The organism is Methylibium sp. Root1272 (genome assembly GCF_001425905.1).
Classification (GTDB): domain Bacteria; phylum Pseudomonadota; class Gammaproteobacteria; order Burkholderiales; family Burkholderiaceae_C; genus Methylibium.
In genome coordinates this window covers 269,865-283,338 of sequence record NZ_LMDY01000017.1, presented here as the reverse complement: position 1 = coordinate 283,338, position 13,474 = coordinate 269,865, and the positions used below count along the sequence as shown (strand labels likewise).

24 protein-coding genes and 1 pseudogene are annotated in these 13,474 nt (G+C 68.0%); 22 read left to right on the top strand and 3 right to left on the bottom strand.

The genetic code is table 11. From position 1 onward, the window contains the following. Positions 1-318: hypothetical protein (locus tag ASC67_RS20715; protein WP_235566380.1), on the top strand; the 318-nt coding region annotated here is incomplete at its 5' end. A 480-nt stretch (positions 319-798) separates the two neighbouring features. Here ASC67_RS20715 and ASC67_RS20710 read toward each other — a convergent pair. The 3 genes and pseudogenes from ASC67_RS20710 to ASC67_RS18435 form a co-directional block, all read right to left on the bottom strand. Next, positions 799-948, bottom strand: a pseudogene (locus tag ASC67_RS20710) (IS110 family transposase); the annotation flags it as partial. 30 nt (positions 949-978) lie between these two features. After that, positions 979-1,374 carry a type II toxin-antitoxin system VapC family toxin gene (locus ASC67_RS18440; protein WP_056325288.1) on the bottom strand — a complete coding sequence of 132 codons (396 nt, stop codon included), beginning with the start codon at positions 1,372-1,374 and terminating at the stop codon, positions 979-981. Next, the gene (locus tag ASC67_RS18435) at positions 1,371-1,616 is read right to left on the bottom strand and encodes a FitA-like ribbon-helix-helix domain-containing protein (RefSeq protein ID WP_056325377.1); all 246 of its coding nucleotides are present in this window, start codon (positions 1,614-1,616) and stop codon (positions 1,371-1,373) included. Before ASC67_RS18435 ends, ASC67_RS18440 begins: the two co-directional genes overlap by 4 nt. 270 nt (positions 1,617-1,886) lie before the next feature. Between ASC67_RS18435 and ASC67_RS18430 the strand changes: the two genes are divergently transcribed. The 21 genes from ASC67_RS18430 (at position 1,887) to ASC67_RS18330 (ending at position 13,461) form a co-directional block, all read left to right on the top strand. Continuing rightward, positions 1,887-2,309 carry a hypothetical protein gene (locus ASC67_RS18430; protein ID WP_056325285.1) on the top strand — a complete coding sequence of 141 codons (423 nt, stop codon included), beginning with the start codon at positions 1,887-1,889 and terminating at the stop codon, positions 2,307-2,309. Between the two features lie 61 nt (positions 2,310-2,370). Next, positions 2,371-2,862: a hypothetical protein gene (locus ASC67_RS18425; RefSeq protein ID WP_056325281.1), complete on the top strand. Its 492-nt coding sequence runs from the start codon at positions 2,371-2,373 to the stop codon at positions 2,860-2,862. Between the two features lie 100 nt (positions 2,863-2,962). After that, positions 2,963-3,484 (top strand): hypothetical protein, encoded by a 522-nt coding sequence (locus ASC67_RS18420; protein WP_056325278.1) that lies wholly within the window; start codon positions 2,963-2,965, stop codon positions 3,482-3,484. Between the two features lie 234 nt (positions 3,485-3,718). Beyond that, on the top strand, positions 3,719-4,267 hold the full coding sequence (locus tag ASC67_RS18415) for a hypothetical protein (RefSeq protein ID WP_056325273.1): 549 nt from the start codon (positions 3,719-3,721) through the stop codon (positions 4,265-4,267). A 36-nt stretch (positions 4,268-4,303) separates the two neighbouring features. Then, a complete protein-coding gene (locus ASC67_RS18410) occupies positions 4,304-4,852 on the top strand; it encodes a DUF4256 domain-containing protein (RefSeq protein WP_056325269.1) in 549 nt (182 codons plus the stop codon). Positions 4,853-4,935: 83 nt separating this feature from the next. After that, on the top strand, positions 4,936-5,361 hold the full coding sequence (locus ASC67_RS18405) for an SRPBCC domain-containing protein (RefSeq protein ID WP_056325266.1): 426 nt from the start codon (positions 4,936-4,938) through the stop codon (positions 5,359-5,361). Positions 5,362-5,382: 21 nt separating this feature from the next. Then, positions 5,383-6,012 (top strand): Pr6Pr family membrane protein, encoded by a 630-nt coding sequence (locus ASC67_RS18400; protein ID WP_056325262.1) that lies wholly within the window; start codon positions 5,383-5,385, stop codon positions 6,010-6,012. Beyond that, positions 6,009-6,431, top strand: a complete 423-nt coding sequence (locus tag ASC67_RS18395) for a PaaI family thioesterase (RefSeq protein ID WP_056325259.1) — start codon at positions 6,009-6,011, stop codon at positions 6,429-6,431. Before ASC67_RS18400 ends, ASC67_RS18395 begins: the two co-directional genes overlap by 4 nt. Before the next feature lie 209 nt (positions 6,432-6,640). Next, on the top strand, positions 6,641-7,087 hold the full coding sequence (locus ASC67_RS18390) for an SRPBCC family protein (protein WP_056325256.1): 447 nt from the start codon (positions 6,641-6,643) through the stop codon (positions 7,085-7,087). 19 nt (positions 7,088-7,106) lie between these two features. After that, positions 7,107-7,334, top strand: a complete 228-nt coding sequence (locus ASC67_RS18385) for a hypothetical protein (protein WP_056325252.1) — start codon at positions 7,107-7,109, stop codon at positions 7,332-7,334. A 66-nt stretch (positions 7,335-7,400) separates the two neighbouring features. Next, positions 7,401-7,694, top strand: a complete 294-nt coding sequence (locus tag ASC67_RS18380; RefSeq protein ID WP_156466819.1) for a hypothetical protein — start codon at positions 7,401-7,403, stop codon at positions 7,692-7,694. Between the two features lie 37 nt (positions 7,695-7,731). Then, complete coding sequence (locus ASC67_RS18375) at positions 7,732-8,334, top strand: antibiotic biosynthesis monooxygenase (protein WP_056325245.1); 603 nt, start codon at positions 7,732-7,734, stop codon at positions 8,332-8,334. A gap of 43 nt (positions 8,335-8,377) precedes the next feature. Then, the gene (locus tag ASC67_RS18370) at positions 8,378-8,767 is read left to right on the top strand and encodes a hypothetical protein (protein WP_056325242.1); all 390 of its coding nucleotides are present in this window, start codon (positions 8,378-8,380) and stop codon (positions 8,765-8,767) included. A gap of 25 nt (positions 8,768-8,792) precedes the next feature. Next, complete coding sequence (locus ASC67_RS18365; RefSeq protein ID WP_056325373.1) at positions 8,793-9,503, top strand: GNAT family N-acetyltransferase; 711 nt, start codon at positions 8,793-8,795, stop codon at positions 9,501-9,503. 64 nt (positions 9,504-9,567) lie between these two features. Continuing rightward, positions 9,568-9,972, top strand: coding sequence for a hypothetical protein (locus ASC67_RS18360; protein ID WP_156466818.1), 405 nt, complete (start codon positions 9,568-9,570; stop codon positions 9,970-9,972). A 28-nt stretch (positions 9,973-10,000) separates the two neighbouring features. Continuing rightward, entirely contained in the window at positions 10,001-10,690 is a 690-nt protein-coding gene (locus ASC67_RS18355; RefSeq protein WP_056325236.1) for an SDR family oxidoreductase, read from the top strand. Beyond that, a complete protein-coding gene (locus ASC67_RS18350; protein WP_056325370.1) occupies positions 10,687-11,271 on the top strand; it encodes a hypothetical protein in 585 nt (194 codons plus the stop codon). Before ASC67_RS18355 ends, ASC67_RS18350 begins: the two co-directional genes overlap by 4 nt. Positions 11,272-11,344: 73 nt before the next feature. Continuing rightward, positions 11,345-11,947 carry a cysteine hydrolase family protein gene (locus ASC67_RS18345; protein WP_056325233.1) on the top strand — a complete coding sequence of 201 codons (603 nt, stop codon included), beginning with the start codon at positions 11,345-11,347 and terminating at the stop codon, positions 11,945-11,947. Between the two features lie 41 nt (positions 11,948-11,988). Next, positions 11,989-12,411 (top strand): VOC family protein, encoded by a 423-nt coding sequence (locus tag ASC67_RS18340; protein ID WP_056325230.1) that lies wholly within the window; start codon positions 11,989-11,991, stop codon positions 12,409-12,411. After that, the gene (locus ASC67_RS18335; protein ID WP_082536112.1) at positions 12,408-13,166 is read left to right on the top strand and encodes a metallophosphoesterase; all 759 of its coding nucleotides are present in this window, start codon (positions 12,408-12,410) and stop codon (positions 13,164-13,166) included. The genes ASC67_RS18340 and ASC67_RS18335 overlap by 4 nt, the downstream gene beginning before the upstream one ends. A 28-nt stretch (positions 13,167-13,194) precedes the next feature. Continuing rightward, complete coding sequence (locus tag ASC67_RS18330; RefSeq protein WP_056325227.1) at positions 13,195-13,461, top strand: hypothetical protein; 267 nt, start codon at positions 13,195-13,197, stop codon at positions 13,459-13,461. Positions 13,462-13,474 lie beyond the last annotated feature (13 nt).

Genomic DNA, 13,474 nt, shown 5'->3' with positions numbered 1-13,474 from the left:
AACGTTAGGCAGATACCTATGCTGGTCGAGATTGACGCTTCATTGCTTACAGAAAGCTCCGCGGTTGGAAGGGTTTCCGGACCGTTGGAGTTCATGCACCTTCCACGCGTCGGAGAGACAGTTTCGCTTTCTCGGGTCATGGCGGACGGGTTCAGTGGCCACTTGGTGGTCGAGCACGTAATTCACTTGCCGAACTCCGGCTCGAATCCATTGCTTTCACTAAGCGACATCGTTGCCAGCAGCGAAGGCGCTGCAAAATTGCTGGGGGCAGCACTAACCAAAGAGTACGGCCTGTTCTTCGAACCCTACGGAGATTGAAATGCTGAGCGTGAGCGTGAAAGTGAACGTCTTGCCTTGTATCTTCCCGAAGACCACAAGAGAGGGTGAAATCTGAGTTTCGTGGTCGGTGCGCCAAACCCGATACGCCTATGAGCAAGCAGCTCGCGGGTTAGCCCAAGGTCAACGCATCGGCCCGTTCCATTCAACCGTGTAGCCCGAACAGTTGTCGATCATGAACATGCATCAGCANTGAGCAAGCAGCTCGCGGGTTAGCCCAAGGTCAACGCATCGGCCCGTTCCATTCAACCGTGTAGCCCGAACAGTTGTCGATCATGAACATGCATCAGCATGGGCTTTCTCCGGTTTACCGGACACATCGGATGACCTGATGTAGACAGGAGAGAGCCATGGGGAACACGAGTGGTGCTTCACTGACAAATTCATGCGTGAGGCGGGAGGCTGTGCAGTCAGCCGGGCGCGGTGGTCACGCAGATAGCGAACAACCTGGGAGTCGACCAGAGCGTGCTGCGCCGCTGTCGCCACCACCGCCTTCCAGTAACCTCGGCGCTCCTCGAGCGCGAGCGCCCAGCGGCTGAGGTTGTCCGTCTTGTTTTTCGCCGCAGCCAGCACGGCCCTGGCTCCGAGGATCAGCATCGTGCGCAGGTAGGCGCTCGGCCTTGGTGATGGCCAGCCGGGTCGTTAGCCCGCAGAGAGCGCCACGGATCGTTTGGGGAACGCGCGCAATACCTTCTTGTCCATCGTGACCAGCTTCGTATTGAGCTTCGTCGCCAGTGCAATGAATTCGCAGTCGTATGCCGAGCACTCGCTGTCGCGCACCAATTCAAGTACGGCGTGTGATTCGACCTCGAACTCGGAACCCGCCAAGAGGTTCTCAGCTTCACATTGAACTGCGTAGGCTTGATCGAAAGTGAGTGTCTTCCGTCTCATGTAGCCAGCAAGAACATTGCGAAATTCGCTCCGCCAAAGAACGGGAGCTGCCCACTCTGGGTCACTTTCAAGCAGTGCCTCAGCATCGGCGGTGTATTCGCCTGGCAAGTACAGATACGCCAAGACATTGGAGTCCACCACGATCATGAGCGACCCTCTCGCTTCATGGCGTCGATGTCTCGCGCCCGAAACTTGCCCTGCGGCAGCGCAGCCCGAAGCTCACGCGCACGGGCCAAACGCTCGGCGAGCGTCACCTTGGCTGGCAAGAGCACAGCTTCCAAGCACACGATCGCCTCGCTGTTCATGCTGCGGCGATGCGTCTCCGCCGAGAGCTTGAGTCGCTCGTACACCTCGTCTGGAATGTTCTTCAGCGTCAAAGTCGTGGGCATATCCATCTCCAACCAAAGCGGAACCATTTTGGTTCAAACTTGCCTTCACGTCAAGGCGACGCCAGTAGCGCATTCAAAGATGCAGGCGAGCCCTTTGCAGGGACTTCCCCGCGAGCCGAGCCGCAAGTTGTAGCCGCTCGCTCGAGCGAACGAGCACCGACGCGGCGCTTGGCCCGAGCCGACCTAGCGGGTAGTACATTTCCTCCGTTCCTGCCCAGGCGCCCTGCCTTCGCGGACCGTCTGGATCGAACCTGAGGCGTCGCCATCCACATGCATCGGCACCATCGCGGCCACTTCGTCGCCTTCGGTCTGCTTCCCGTCTTGAATGCGGTGGCGCTCCTCATCCAGGGCCTGAACCTGTCCACTCATGGCATGGGCAACACCGGGCGTTCGCTGGTCGTGATCCTCGTCGCGGCAGGGGTGTCCTTGCTCTGCGCCGCCGTCTCGGCCGTCAAGCGAGGAAGGGACCTGGGATACCCGACCTTGACGGCCTCCCTGGCCATCCTGGTGTCATTGATGCTGGGGCCGGTGTTCCTGGTTCTGCTGGTCTACCTTGCCTTTGCGAAGGCCGCAGATCCCGCCGCCGCCCCGGCCGGCGCGCCGGTGGCGAGCATGGGCATCCATTGGCTCTGGGCCCCCGTTCTGCTGTTGGCGCCGTGGATGGCGCTCCTGGTGGCATCGGACCTCCCATGAGTCGCGCCTACGTAGCCGCAAGTCTTGTCGTTGCCAGTTTTCCTTCAATCAGGAGCTTCACATGCCCTTCGATCCCAAGACCTACCTGCTCGTCCACGTGCTGCTCAGCCTGGTCGGCATCTTTTCAGGCCTGGTCGTCGTGGGGGGCTTGATTGCCGGCGTCCGCTTCTCCCGTTGGGTGGGGCTGTTCCTGGCGACGACCTTGTTGACGAGCATCACCGGGTTCGGCTTTCCCTTCGTCGCACTGCTGCCGTCTCACATCGTGGGGGCGTTGTCGCTGGTCGTCCTGCTGGGCGCCCTGGCCGCGGTGTACTGGAAGCATCTCGAGGGGGGTTGGCGCCGAACCTTCGTGGTGCTCAGCGTCGTGGCGCTCTATCTGAACGTCTTTGTGCTTCTGGCTCAGCTGCTGCAGAAGATTCCGGCACTGGCCGTCCTTGCACCGACCCCTGCCGCCCCGGCATTTGCAGCCACCCAAGGGCTTGTTCTCGTGCTTTTCGCGGTACTCGGCTGGGCTGCGGTCAAGGGCTACGGCCACCGTGCCGGCCGTCGCTGAAGCGGCGGCGCTTGTCGAAGGTGGCACGGCGGTCGTCCTTCAGGTCTGCGCATGACCGGCAGGTCACAGACATTCTCGACAACCCCATTCTGGAGATCATTTGAGATTCCGCATCTTCTTCTCTATCGCACTGGGCATCGCCGTCGCCGGGTGTGCGACTTACTCGCCATCGGTTCCCGAAGGCTACGACGGGCCCAAGGCGCTGCTTGAAGACTCGGCAAAAGCCTATGGCCCCTCGAAGGCCGACTTCTTTGTGGCCGATGAGCTCGACGGGCTCAAGATCGACAACAGCATCGAGGCAAGCTTTCGCGCCAAACAGGGGCGGGGCATGGCGATGACACCTGCCTTCGTGAGCCGACCGCTGGTGGCGGAAAGGCCCGTCAGGATCGGGATCAAGGGTCGAACGCACTACGCCGCGCCCATCCTGGCACTGACTGGAACGGTCTACCAGGTGCAAGGCATCGTCGAGTTCACGCCGGCGATCGATGGACGGTATGTCGTGCGTGGCGAGTTCGGGAAGACCTACTCGGCGATCTGGATCGAGGATTCATCGACGAATCAGCCGGTGGGGAAGAAGATTGAAGTGAACGGCGATGCCACACTGGGCTTCCTCGAAAAATAAGCACGGCCCGTCATGCAGCGACGCGTACTGATCTCACTCTTGGCAGCCACCGTCTTGCCCGGTTGCGCCGGCAGGGCGAGACCCCTGCGCCCGCCGGTCGAGATCCAACGGTTAGGCATTCTTCGTGTCAAGGAGTGGTCGCCTACCGGGAGCACGGCCCCGTTCTCGACTGCTCAGCTCCCGGCGACACCGAACTCGTCGATCCCGCCGCCCCTGACCCCCTCGCTTCTCGGCATGGCGATCGGCCAAGTTATCGTCGCTCACAAGGCAGCGAACCGATCGCAGCTTGCTCAAGCGCTGACAGCGCTCGATTTCTCGGCTGGGGAAGCGTTCTCCGCCGTGCTCGAGCCGCTCTTCGGTCAGTTGACAGCTGGCACAGAAATCCTCGACAGCCCCGAACTCGGGGCGGCCATACGGGACGACATCTTCACCAACCTGCCGACCAACGTCGATGCGATCCTGGACGTTCAGATTCACGGTGCGGGCTACTACCCTGTCAAGAAGATCGGCTATGCGCCCTCTCTGTCCGTCACGGCTCGACTGGTCGATACGAAGTTCGCCGCCGGAGAGATCGCGGAATTTGACTACGAGGTGGGTCACGACGATCCGGAGGGTGATCCGCGTTACTTCAACAGCCCTTTGCTCCTGGTCAGCGAGCTTTCCGGTTTTCGCGACCAAGCCGCTGCGCTCAAGCAGGAGATGAAGTCCGTGTATCTGAGGGTGGCCCAGCAACTCGTTGAAGATGTCGACCGTTTCATCCGGAAGTTGCCGCGCCGGGAATGACGCCTCGGCATCGGGGTCTGCAACCTGGCCGCGAACATGAGAACCAAGGAACGGGAAGCGCTGATCGATGCGCTGAAGGCTCGATTCGGGCAGCACATGCATCGGCACCCGGGCATGGCATGGGCCGAGGTCCTGGCCAGGCTGCAAGCCAGCCCTGCAGGGCTGCGGTCGCTCCATCAGATGGAAATGTCAGGCGGCGAGCCGGATGTCGTCGGCCTCGCTCCCGGTGGCGGCGGCTTCGTCGTCTTCTGCGATTGCGCCGCCGAGAGTCCGCCAGGCCGCCGGAGCGTCTGCTACGACCGCGAAGGCCTGGACTCCCGCAAGGAACACAAGCCGGAGAACAACGCCATCGACATGGCGGCCGCGATGGGTATCACCCTCCTCACGGAGGCGCAGTACCGGGAACTGCAGAAGCTCGGGGAGTTCGACACCAAGACCTCCAGTTGGGTGCTGACGCCGCCCGACATCCGGACGCTCGGCGGAGCCCTCTTCTGCGATCGGCGCTACGGCACCGTCTTCATGTATCACAACGGCGCGCCGTCGTACTACGCGTCCAGAGGGTTCCGCGGCTCGCTCACGGTTTGAGCCCGGAAAGCGGCCTCGCCGCCGCGTGCAGAATGCTCCGGCTGCCAGCCGCTTCAACCCTGCCGGAGCCGAAGAGAACGCCCATGAGCACTTTCCGCACGTCCCGCGAACTGCCCTTTCCCACAGCGGCCGTCTTCGGCGCGATCCGCGATCCGCAGCGCCTGGCGCGCTGGTGGGGCCCGGCCGGCTTCACCAATTCGTTCCAGACCTTCGAATTCGTGCCGGGCGGCCGGTGGGTCTTCACCATGCACGGCCCGGACGGCACGAACTACCCGAACGAGTCCGAATTCGTGGAGATCGTTCCCGAAGCGCTGGTGCGCATCCGGCACGTCTCGCCGCCGGAGTTCGTGCTGTCCATCGGCCTGCAGGCACGGGGCGACGACCGCACCCTGGTGAACTGGGAGCAGGCCTTCACCGATGCGCAGGTGGCCGAGCGCGTACGCCACATCGTCGAGCCCTCGAACGAGCAGAACCTCGACCGTCTGACGGCGGAGCTGAGCGCTGCGTAGCCGGCCCCTCTTCATCGAACGATGCCCACCCTGCTCTCCGCCGCACGCGCGATCCTCGCAGCCCTGGCGCTCGCCGCGATCGGCCGGCAACTGATGCTGCACGTCGGTGCGTCGTACAGCCTGCTGAACTTCTTCAGCTACTTCACCAATCTTTCGAACCTCTTCGCGGTGGTCGTGCTGCTGCTCGGCGCGTTCCGCCGCCCGTTGCAGCACAGCGATCGGCAAGACGTGGCCCGGTATGTCTCGGCGGTGAACATGGCGGTGGTGGGCATCGTGTTCGTGGCGCTGCTGCGCAACGTCGACCTGGGCGCGCTGCTTCCGTGGGTCAATGTCGTCCTGCACTACGTCATGCCGGTGGCCATCGTCGTGGACTGGGTGTGGCTGCAAGCACCCGCCTCGCCGCCGAAGGCCTGGCATCTCGCGCTGGCGCTGGTGTTCCCCGCGGTCTACCTCGTCTACGTTCTGCTGCGCGGCGCCGCGATCGGCTGGTATCCCTACCCCTTCCTCGACCCCGCGAACGTGGGCGGCTACGGCGGGGTCGCCCTGTACGCGGCGGGCATCTTCGGCACGTTCCTCGGCGCGGGCTGGGCGTTGCTCGCCCTGGCAAGCTCGGGCATCCTGCAACGGCCGCGACGACACGCACTTCGATGAACGATCTCCAGCAGCGAATCGCCACCAGCTTCGATGCCCAGGGCCTGATGGCCACGCTGGGCGCAACGCTCGCCTTCGTGGGCGACGGCGAGGTGCACATCGAGCTGCCCTTCTCTCCGCAGCTGACTCAGCAGCACGGCTATGTGCATGCCGGCGCCATCACCAGCATCGTCGACAGCGCCTGCGGCTATGCGGCGCTGACCCGGGCCCCGGCCGAATGCGAGGTGGTCACGGCCGAGTTCAAGATCAACCTGATGCGGCCGGCGATCGGCGAGCGCTTCCTGGCCATCGGCAGGGTTCAGAACGCAGGGAAGCTGCTCACCGTGTGCACCGGGGAAGTCCGGGCGTACGCCGGCACGGCCACGGCCTACAAGGTGGTGGCGCTGATGCAGGCCACGATCGCCACCCTCCGCCCGTGACGCACGGCGTCTGCCGTCGCCGCGCTCCTCGCCCTTCATCAACCGTCCGCTTCGCCGCCGCGGACGGAAGCCGGGTTAACCCCGGCGGCGGCTCGTCGAACGGGTGGGCCCCGGTTCGTCGTGGGTTCGGAGGCGCGGAGGCTCGTTGTTGTTTATCCTTCCCTGCCTCTGCGCCCGATCCACCCCAACGCAGCCAACGAGGTAGCCCCATGTCCGACCGCACCGTCCGCCTTCACCGCGTTCTCCGCACCCCGCCCGAGAAGGTCTACCGCGCCTTCCTCGATGCCGATGCCCTGAGCAAGTGGCTGCCGCCCTACGGTTTCACGTGCAAGGTCCACCACCTGGAGGCGCACGCCGGCGGCAGCTTCCGCATGTCGTTCAGCAACTTCACATCGGGCAACAGCCACTCGTTCGGCGGTGAGTACCTGGAATTGGTGCCGAACGAGCGGATCCGCTACACCGACAAGTTCGACGATGCGAACCTGCCTGGCGTCATGGAGGTGACCGTGTCGCTGAAACCGGTGCTCTGCGGCACCGACGTGAGCATCGCCCAGGCGGGCATCCCCGAACTCATTCCGCTCGAGATGTGCTACCTGGGCTGGCAGGAGTCGCTCGCCCAGCTGGCCACCCTGGTGGAGCCGGAGATCCCCGGCTGACAGCCGACCCGAGCGACCGATGCGCGACTACCTCGCCAACCGCTGGTTCCGCATCGGTTTCTGGCTGGCCGTGCTGGGCTGGGGCCCGCTGCTCGCCATCGTGCTGCTCGCGGCGGTGGGCCTGTGGCCCGACCCGAAACCCAACCCCATCGGGCCCGGGCTGCTGTTCTTCTTCACCTTCTGGCCGGCCGTCGCGCTGCTGGGCGTCGGCGCCTTCCAGGTCCGGCGCCGGCGGCACGGGACCTGATGGCGGGCGACGGGCTTCCGATGCCGCCGCCGCCGCGCTTCGTGCCGTGACGGCATCATGGACACCATGCTCCGCCCCACCCTGTTGATCGCCTACCTGTTCGGCGCCGCGCTGGCCGGGCTGGGCGTGGTCGTGCTGTTCAGCGGCGGGATCGCGCTGCCCACCCGGGAGCCGCTGCGGCAGTTCCATTTCAGCGGGGTGTCGTTATGGCTGCTGGGTCTGTCGCCGCTGATCGCGGGGCTGGTGGTCATGGGCCTCGCCCGCGCCAGGCTGTCTCGCGAGTCGCCCACCACGCGCTGGGCGCTCGGTGCGAGCATGGCCGCGCTGGGGCTCGCGTTCATGCTGGCGCCCAAGGCCTGAGCGCCTGCCCCACCCATCGATGCCACGCACGCCCGTCATGAACCGCGACACCCCGTCCACCCGCCCCGATGCCGTGGCCAGATCCGCCGACGCCGACGCCGGCGCCACCGCCGTCATCAGCCACCGCGTCCGCCACGACCGCCAGGCCGACTACGAGCACTGGATGGCCGAGATCGCACCGCTGAGCAAGGCCGCGCCGGGGCATCTGGACTGGCACGTCATCCGCCCGATCCCCGGGCTCACTGAAATGTTCACGGTGATCATCCGCTTCGACACCTGCGATCACCTGCAGGCCTGGATGGACTCGGCCGACCGCAAGCGCCTGATCGAGGCGGTGGCGCCGCTGCTGGAGAGCGGCGACGACTTCTTCATCCGCAGCGGGCTGGACTTCTGGTTCACGCCGGCCGGCGCGAGGGCGAAGCTGCCGGTGCGCTGGAAGCAGGCGCTGGTCACGTGGTCGGCGATCTACCCGCTGGTGCTGCTGGTGCCGCTGCTCGTTGCGCCGGTGTTGCGCGCGCTGGGCCTGGCGGGCCATCCGCCGCTGACGATGCTGGCGGTGACCGGCATCGTGGTCAGCCTGATGGTCTACGTGGTGATGCCGCGCTACACCCGGCTGCTGCGGCGCTGGTTGTTCGCCTGAGGCCTCCGTCCGCCGCAACCGCGAAGCAACGGACCTCGCCGCGATGAGCATCGAACTGGATCACAGCATCGTGCCGACGCGCCACGCCGTGGCCTCGGCGCAGCGCCTGGCCGAACTGCTGGGCGTGGCCTGGGAGGCGCGCGCCGCGGCCGGACCGTTCTCGCCGGTGTACGTGAACGACGGGCTGACGCTCGATTTTCAGGAGACCGACGAGCCCTTCCCCGTCTACCACTTCTGTTTCCGGGTCGGGCCGGCGGCGTTCGACGCCATCCTCGCGCGCATCCGGGCCGCGGGCATCCCCTACCGCAGCCAGGTGCACGGCCCGGTGGACTTCCGGGTCGATCCGCAGTGGGGCAATGTCTACTGGAACGAGCCCGACGGTCACCAGTGGGAGATGCTGACGGTGAGCTATGCGCGCCCGCCGGCGCGCTGACGGCCCGCACCGCATCGAGCTTCCGATGAGCCTGGCCTTGCTGGACAACATCACCTGGCACACGCTGACCGGGCCCCAGGCGCACTTCGCCGCGGGCACGGGCGCGGCGCGCCGCTATGCGCCGGGCTTCTCGCCGATCCTCGGTTTCGCCGACCTGCAGCGGCCCGACTTCGCCGCGCTGGCGCCGCATTGCGCACCGGGCGAGCACTTCTACTGCGCCGGCTGGTCCGGGGCCGCGCCGGCCGGCTGGTGCATCGAGGCCGAGACCACGATGCACCAGATGGTGTGGGACGGCCCGCCACCGCCGGCCGCCGCCGACGAGCCGCCCGAGCCCGCCCTGCCGCCCGGCACCGAACGGCTCGGCGCCGCGCACGTGCCGCGCATGATGGAGCTGGTGGCGCTGACGCAGCCGGGGCCGTTCGGCCCGCGCACCGTTGAGCTCGGCGCGTACTACGGCTGCCTCGACGGCGAGCGGCTGCGCGCCATGGCCGGCGAGCGCATGGGCGCGGGCGGCTTCCGCGAAATCAGCGGCGTGTGCACCCATCCCGACGACCGCGGCCGCGGCCTCGCCTACCGCCTGATGGCACGGCTGCTGCGGCAGCAGATCGCGCGCGGCGAGCAGCCGTTCCTGCACGTGATGCACGACAACCATGCCGCCTGCCGCGTCTACGAGCGCATGGGCTTCCGGCTCCGCCGCGCGATGGTGGTACGGGTGCTGGCGCGCAGCAGCGCATGAGCCGGGCCGCGCGAGACTTCCGTCGATGCCCGCCCACCCTCCCCGCTTCGCAAAGGACTCCCGCGTGCGACTTCCCCTGCCTCCGCTCCATTTCGCCCAGGTTCTTGCTTTCGCCTGCGCCGCGCTGGCGGCTTCCGCACCGCCGCTCGCCGAAGCGCAATCGATGGCACTCGACCCGCAGGCCATGGCGCGTTTCGACGTTGGCTATGCAAAGTGCGAGGCCCGCCTGCCCGCGATGCGCGGCCACCGCGACGACGCCTACCTGAGCCTGCGCCGGCTGCAGATCGACGACTCACGGCGCCGCCAGCTTGCGGCGGCGCGCCGCAGCGCCGCCTACCAGGGTGAGCTTCGCCGCGTGAAGTCCGCCGAGGCGCAGGGTGTGGCGCCGGCGGCCTCGAGCCCGATCGAGCACCAGTGCCAGGCGCTGTGGGCCGAGACACAGCGCGTGATGCACCAGCCGCGCCGCTGACCGACACCGTGACCGAAAGGACCGACGCATGACAGGAAACACTCCGACCCTGAGCGGGCGGCGCGCGCTGATCACCCAGGCCGATGACTTCATGGGGCCGGCGCTGTGCGAGGTGTTCGCCGCGCACGGCGCACAGGTGATCGCCGACACCTCGCCGCTGGTCGACGCCGACGCGCCGGCCCGGGTGGTGGCCGCGGCCGGCGTGGTGGACCTGCTGATCCTCAACCTCGCGATCCCGGCACCGCGCACCAGCGCCGTGGCGTCGTCCGAGGCCGAGTGGGCGGCGGTGTTCGGCGCCCTGGTCGACCCGCTGCCGCGGCTGCTGCGCGCGGTGCTGCCGCAGATGATCGAGCGGCGCGCGGGCCGCGTGCTCCTGATGGGGAGTGCCGCGGCGCTGCGCGGCATGAGGAACAGCTCGACCTACAGCGCGGCGCGCGGTGCGCAGCTGGCCTACGTGCAGGCGGTCGGCGTCGAGGTGGCGCCGCACGGCGTGCGGGTGAACGCGATCGCGCAGAACTTTGTCGACAACCCGACCTACTTTCCGCCCGAGGTTCAGGCCGACCCGCGCTTCCAGGAGCGTCTGAAGCGCGAGGTGCCGCTGGGCCGACTGGTCGGCGCCCGCGAGGATGCCGAGTTCGCCGCCTACCTGTGCAGCGAGCCGGCCGACTGCTTCGTCGGCCAGGTGTTCCCGGTGTGCGGGGGCTGGGTGCCGCGATGAGACTGACCGACCTGGGCCCACTGCCGCTGACGCTGATCGCGTCGCTGGTGCTCGCCGTGGTGCTGCTGGCGGTGCGCGTGTTCGTGATGCAGCGCGTGCAGCAGCGGCGCCAGCGCGAGAACCGGCAGGAGACGGAGCGGCTGAAGTCGCTGATGGCGGCCTACCGCTCGCTGGCCGGCTCGTTCTCGCACGCGGCCGACGAGCACGGCCCGCAGATCGAGGAGACGCTGGCCGACCTGGTGCTGTTCGGCTCGCTGGCGCAGGTGGAGCTGGCGGCGCAATGCGCGCTGCGGCTGCGGCGCGGCGAGCCGGTGGACTGGCAGCCGCTGATCGAGGCGCTGCGCTCCGACGTGCGGGCCCAGCTCGGGCTGGACCCGATCCCGGCCGGCCTGGTGCTGCCGCCGTCGGGCCCGGGCCGCATGCCGCGGAGCGGCCGTGGCGACGGCGAAGGCGGCGGCCGCGGCGATGCGCGCGGCGGGGGTGGCGGTGGTGGTGGTGGTGGCGGAGCCGCCGCCGGAGCCGGCGGGATGAGTGCCGGATTGATCGCTGCCGAGGCCGGCAGCCCACGCGATCCGCCCTGAGGCGCGGGACATTGCGACTTTGGTGTAATGGCCGCGCGCCGGCACCACCGCCAGGCATCACGAGGAGACCTGCATGACCACCGCTTCCACCACCCTGAGAGAGCTCGTCGGTCTCGGCCACCGTCCGGCCGCGCTGGGCGAGGCCGCGCTCATCATGATCGACTGCCAGAACACCTACCGGCAGGGCGTGATGCAGCTGACCGGCGTGGAAGAGGCGCTGGTCGAGGCGCGCAAGCTGCTGGAGATCGCCCGCGCGCGCAGGATGCCGATCTTCCACATCCAGCACGACGCCGGGGCCGGCTCGCCCTACGACGTGCGGGCCGAGATCGGCGCCATCTCGGCCGAGGTGGCACCGATCGCCGGCGAGCCGGTCATCACCAAGAACTACCCCAACGCCTTCGTGCAGACCGACCTCGACGAACGGCTCAAGGCGCTGGGCATCCAGCAGATCGTGCTGGCCGGCTTCATGACGCACATGTGCATCAACTCCACCGCGCACGGCGGCTTCAACCTCGGCTACGCGCCGACGGTGGTGGCCAGCGCCACCGCGACGCGCGCGCTGCAGGGGCCGAACGGCAAGGTGCTGACGGCGCGCGAGGTGCACGACGGCGCGCTGGCGTCCACGCGCGATCTGTACGCGGCGGTGGTCGACTCGGTGGCCGATCTCGGCAGCTGAGTCCGCGCGGGACGTCGCGGCACCGAAAGTAGGGCCTCACGATGTTCACCTACGTTTGCCTCGGCAGCGCTGATCTGCCCCGCGCCGCGCGCTTCTACGACGCGACGATGGCCGCGCTGGGCCTGCAGCGCTGCGACACCAGCGACGAGCCCGACTGGGACGGCTGGATCGGCTGGGGCACCTACCTGCAGCACGGCGCGAAGGAGATCGCGCTGTGGCTGTGCGAACCGTTCGACGGCCGGCCGGCCACGGTGGGCAACGGCACGATGGTGGCGCTGCGGGCGCGCAGCTGGGCCGAGGTCGATGCCTTCCACGCGGCGGCGCTGGCGCACGGCGGCCGCTCCGAAGGCGCACCGGGCCTGCGCCCGCAGTACAACGCCGACTTCTACGCGGCCTATGTGCGCGACCCCGACGGCCACAAGCTCGCCGTCGTCTGCCGCGGCCAGACCGGGCCGGCCGCATGACGATGCCGGCCCTGCGCATCGCCTTCGTCTCCGACATCCACGGCAACCTCGCCGCACTCGAGGCGGTGGTGGCCGACATCGGCCGCCGGAAAGTGCACCGCACGGTGAACCTCGGCGACAGCCTGTCGGGGCCGCTGCTGCCGCGCGAGACCGCGCGCTTCCTGATGGCGCAGGACTGGCTGCAGCTGGCCGGCAACCACGAGCGCTACGTGCTCGGCGGCGGCGCGCTGCCGCGCGAGCCCTCGGATGCCTACGCGCACGCGATGCTCGGCCTCGCCGAACTCGACTGGCTGCGCACGTTGACGCACCGGCACGCACTGGCCGACGACGATGCCTTCCTGTGCCACGGCACGCCAGCGCGCGACGACACCTACTTCTTCGAGACCGTGACGCCGCAGGGACTGCGCGCCGCGACGGCCGACGAGGTGGAGGCGCGCCTGGGCGAGGTGCGTGCGGCGCTGGTGTGCTGCGGGCACACCCACACGCCGCGCCTGCTGCGCAGCCGGCGCGGCCAGCTGCTGCTCAACCCCGGCAGCGTGGGCCTGCCGGCCTACGACGACGCCTGGCCCTTCCCTCACGCGGTGGAGAACGGCGCACCGGACGCGCGCTATGCGATCGCCGAGCGCGGCGCCGACGGTCGCTGGTCGGCCGAGCTGATCGCCGTGCCCTACGACCATGCGGCGATGGCCGCGCTGGCGCGCGAGCGCGGCCGGCCCGAGTGGGAGCACGCGCTGCGCTGGGGCCGCATGCCGTGAGCCGCTGCCCACCTCGCGAGGTGCCTCGATGAAGACGATCGCCGTGCTCGTGGCCTTGGCGGCCTGGGCCCACCTGCTGCTCTGGCGCCCGGCGCCGTGGGTGAGTTGGCTGCTGTTCATGGCCTTCCTCGCATTCGGCGGCCTGTTCACGCTGGCGGGCGGCTTCAGCTACTGGTGGGACTCGGGCATGCGGCCCTCGCAGCGCAGCGCGGTCGTGCTGGTATGCGGGCTGCTCACGCTGGCGGCCCAGGCGGGACGCCTGTTCATGTCGCTCTCCGACGACGACCTGGGCTGACGCGCGGCGGCCG

Excerpts from the sequence above, each read along its gene's own strand:
- ASC67_RS18400 (WP_056325262.1), top strand. The coding sequence starts at position 5,383 with ATGCCCACCCTGCTCTCCGCCGCACGCGCGATCCTCGCAGCCCTGGCG.
- ASC67_RS18330 (WP_056325227.1), top strand. The coding sequence starts at position 13,195 with ATGAAGACGATCGCCGTGCTCGTGGCCTTGGCGGCCTGGGCCCACCTG.
- ASC67_RS18355 (WP_056325236.1), top strand. The coding sequence starts at position 10,001 with ATGACAGGAAACACTCCGACCCTGAGCGGGCGGCGCGCGCTGATCACC.
- ASC67_RS18430 (WP_056325285.1), top strand. The coding sequence starts at position 1,887 with ATGCATCGGCACCATCGCGGCCACTTCGTCGCCTTCGGTCTGCTTCCC.
- ASC67_RS18385 (WP_056325252.1), top strand. The coding sequence starts at position 7,107 with ATGCGCGACTACCTCGCCAACCGCTGGTTCCGCATCGGTTTCTGGCTG.
- ASC67_RS18425 (WP_056325281.1), top strand. The coding sequence starts at position 2,371 with ATGCCCTTCGATCCCAAGACCTACCTGCTCGTCCACGTGCTGCTCAGC.
- ASC67_RS18405 (WP_056325266.1), top strand. The coding sequence starts at position 4,936 with ATGAGCACTTTCCGCACGTCCCGCGAACTGCCCTTTCCCACAGCGGCC.
- ASC67_RS18335 (WP_082536112.1), top strand. The coding sequence starts at position 12,408 with ATGACGATGCCGGCCCTGCGCATCGCCTTCGTCTCCGACATCCACGGC.
- ASC67_RS18340 (WP_056325230.1), top strand. The coding sequence starts at position 11,989 with ATGTTCACCTACGTTTGCCTCGGCAGCGCTGATCTGCCCCGCGCCGCG.
- ASC67_RS18370 (WP_056325242.1), top strand. The coding sequence starts at position 8,378 with ATGAGCATCGAACTGGATCACAGCATCGTGCCGACGCGCCACGCCGTG.
- ASC67_RS18435 (WP_056325377.1), bottom strand. The coding sequence starts at position 1,616 with ATGCCCACGACTTTGACGCTGAAGAACATTCCAGACGAGGTGTACGAG.
- ASC67_RS18345 (WP_056325233.1), top strand. The coding sequence starts at position 11,345 with ATGACCACCGCTTCCACCACCCTGAGAGAGCTCGTCGGTCTCGGCCAC.
- ASC67_RS18410 (WP_056325269.1), top strand. The coding sequence starts at position 4,304 with ATGAGAACCAAGGAACGGGAAGCGCTGATCGATGCGCTGAAGGCTCGA.
- ASC67_RS18415 (WP_056325273.1), top strand. The coding sequence starts at position 3,719 with ATGGCGATCGGCCAAGTTATCGTCGCTCACAAGGCAGCGAACCGATCG.
- ASC67_RS18375 (WP_056325245.1), top strand. The coding sequence starts at position 7,732 with ATGAACCGCGACACCCCGTCCACCCGCCCCGATGCCGTGGCCAGATCC.
- ASC67_RS18365 (WP_056325373.1), top strand. The coding sequence starts at position 8,793 with ATGAGCCTGGCCTTGCTGGACAACATCACCTGGCACACGCTGACCGGG.
- ASC67_RS18350 (WP_056325370.1), top strand. The coding sequence starts at position 10,687 with ATGAGACTGACCGACCTGGGCCCACTGCCGCTGACGCTGATCGCGTCG.
- ASC67_RS18440 (WP_056325288.1), bottom strand. The coding sequence starts at position 1,374 with ATGATCGTGGTGGACTCCAATGTCTTGGCGTATCTGTACTTGCCAGGC.
- ASC67_RS18390 (WP_056325256.1), top strand. The coding sequence starts at position 6,641 with ATGTCCGACCGCACCGTCCGCCTTCACCGCGTTCTCCGCACCCCGCCC.
- ASC67_RS18380 (WP_156466819.1), top strand. The coding sequence starts at position 7,401 with ATGCTCCGCCCCACCCTGTTGATCGCCTACCTGTTCGGCGCCGCGCTG.
- ASC67_RS18395 (WP_056325259.1), top strand. The coding sequence starts at position 6,009 with ATGAACGATCTCCAGCAGCGAATCGCCACCAGCTTCGATGCCCAGGGC.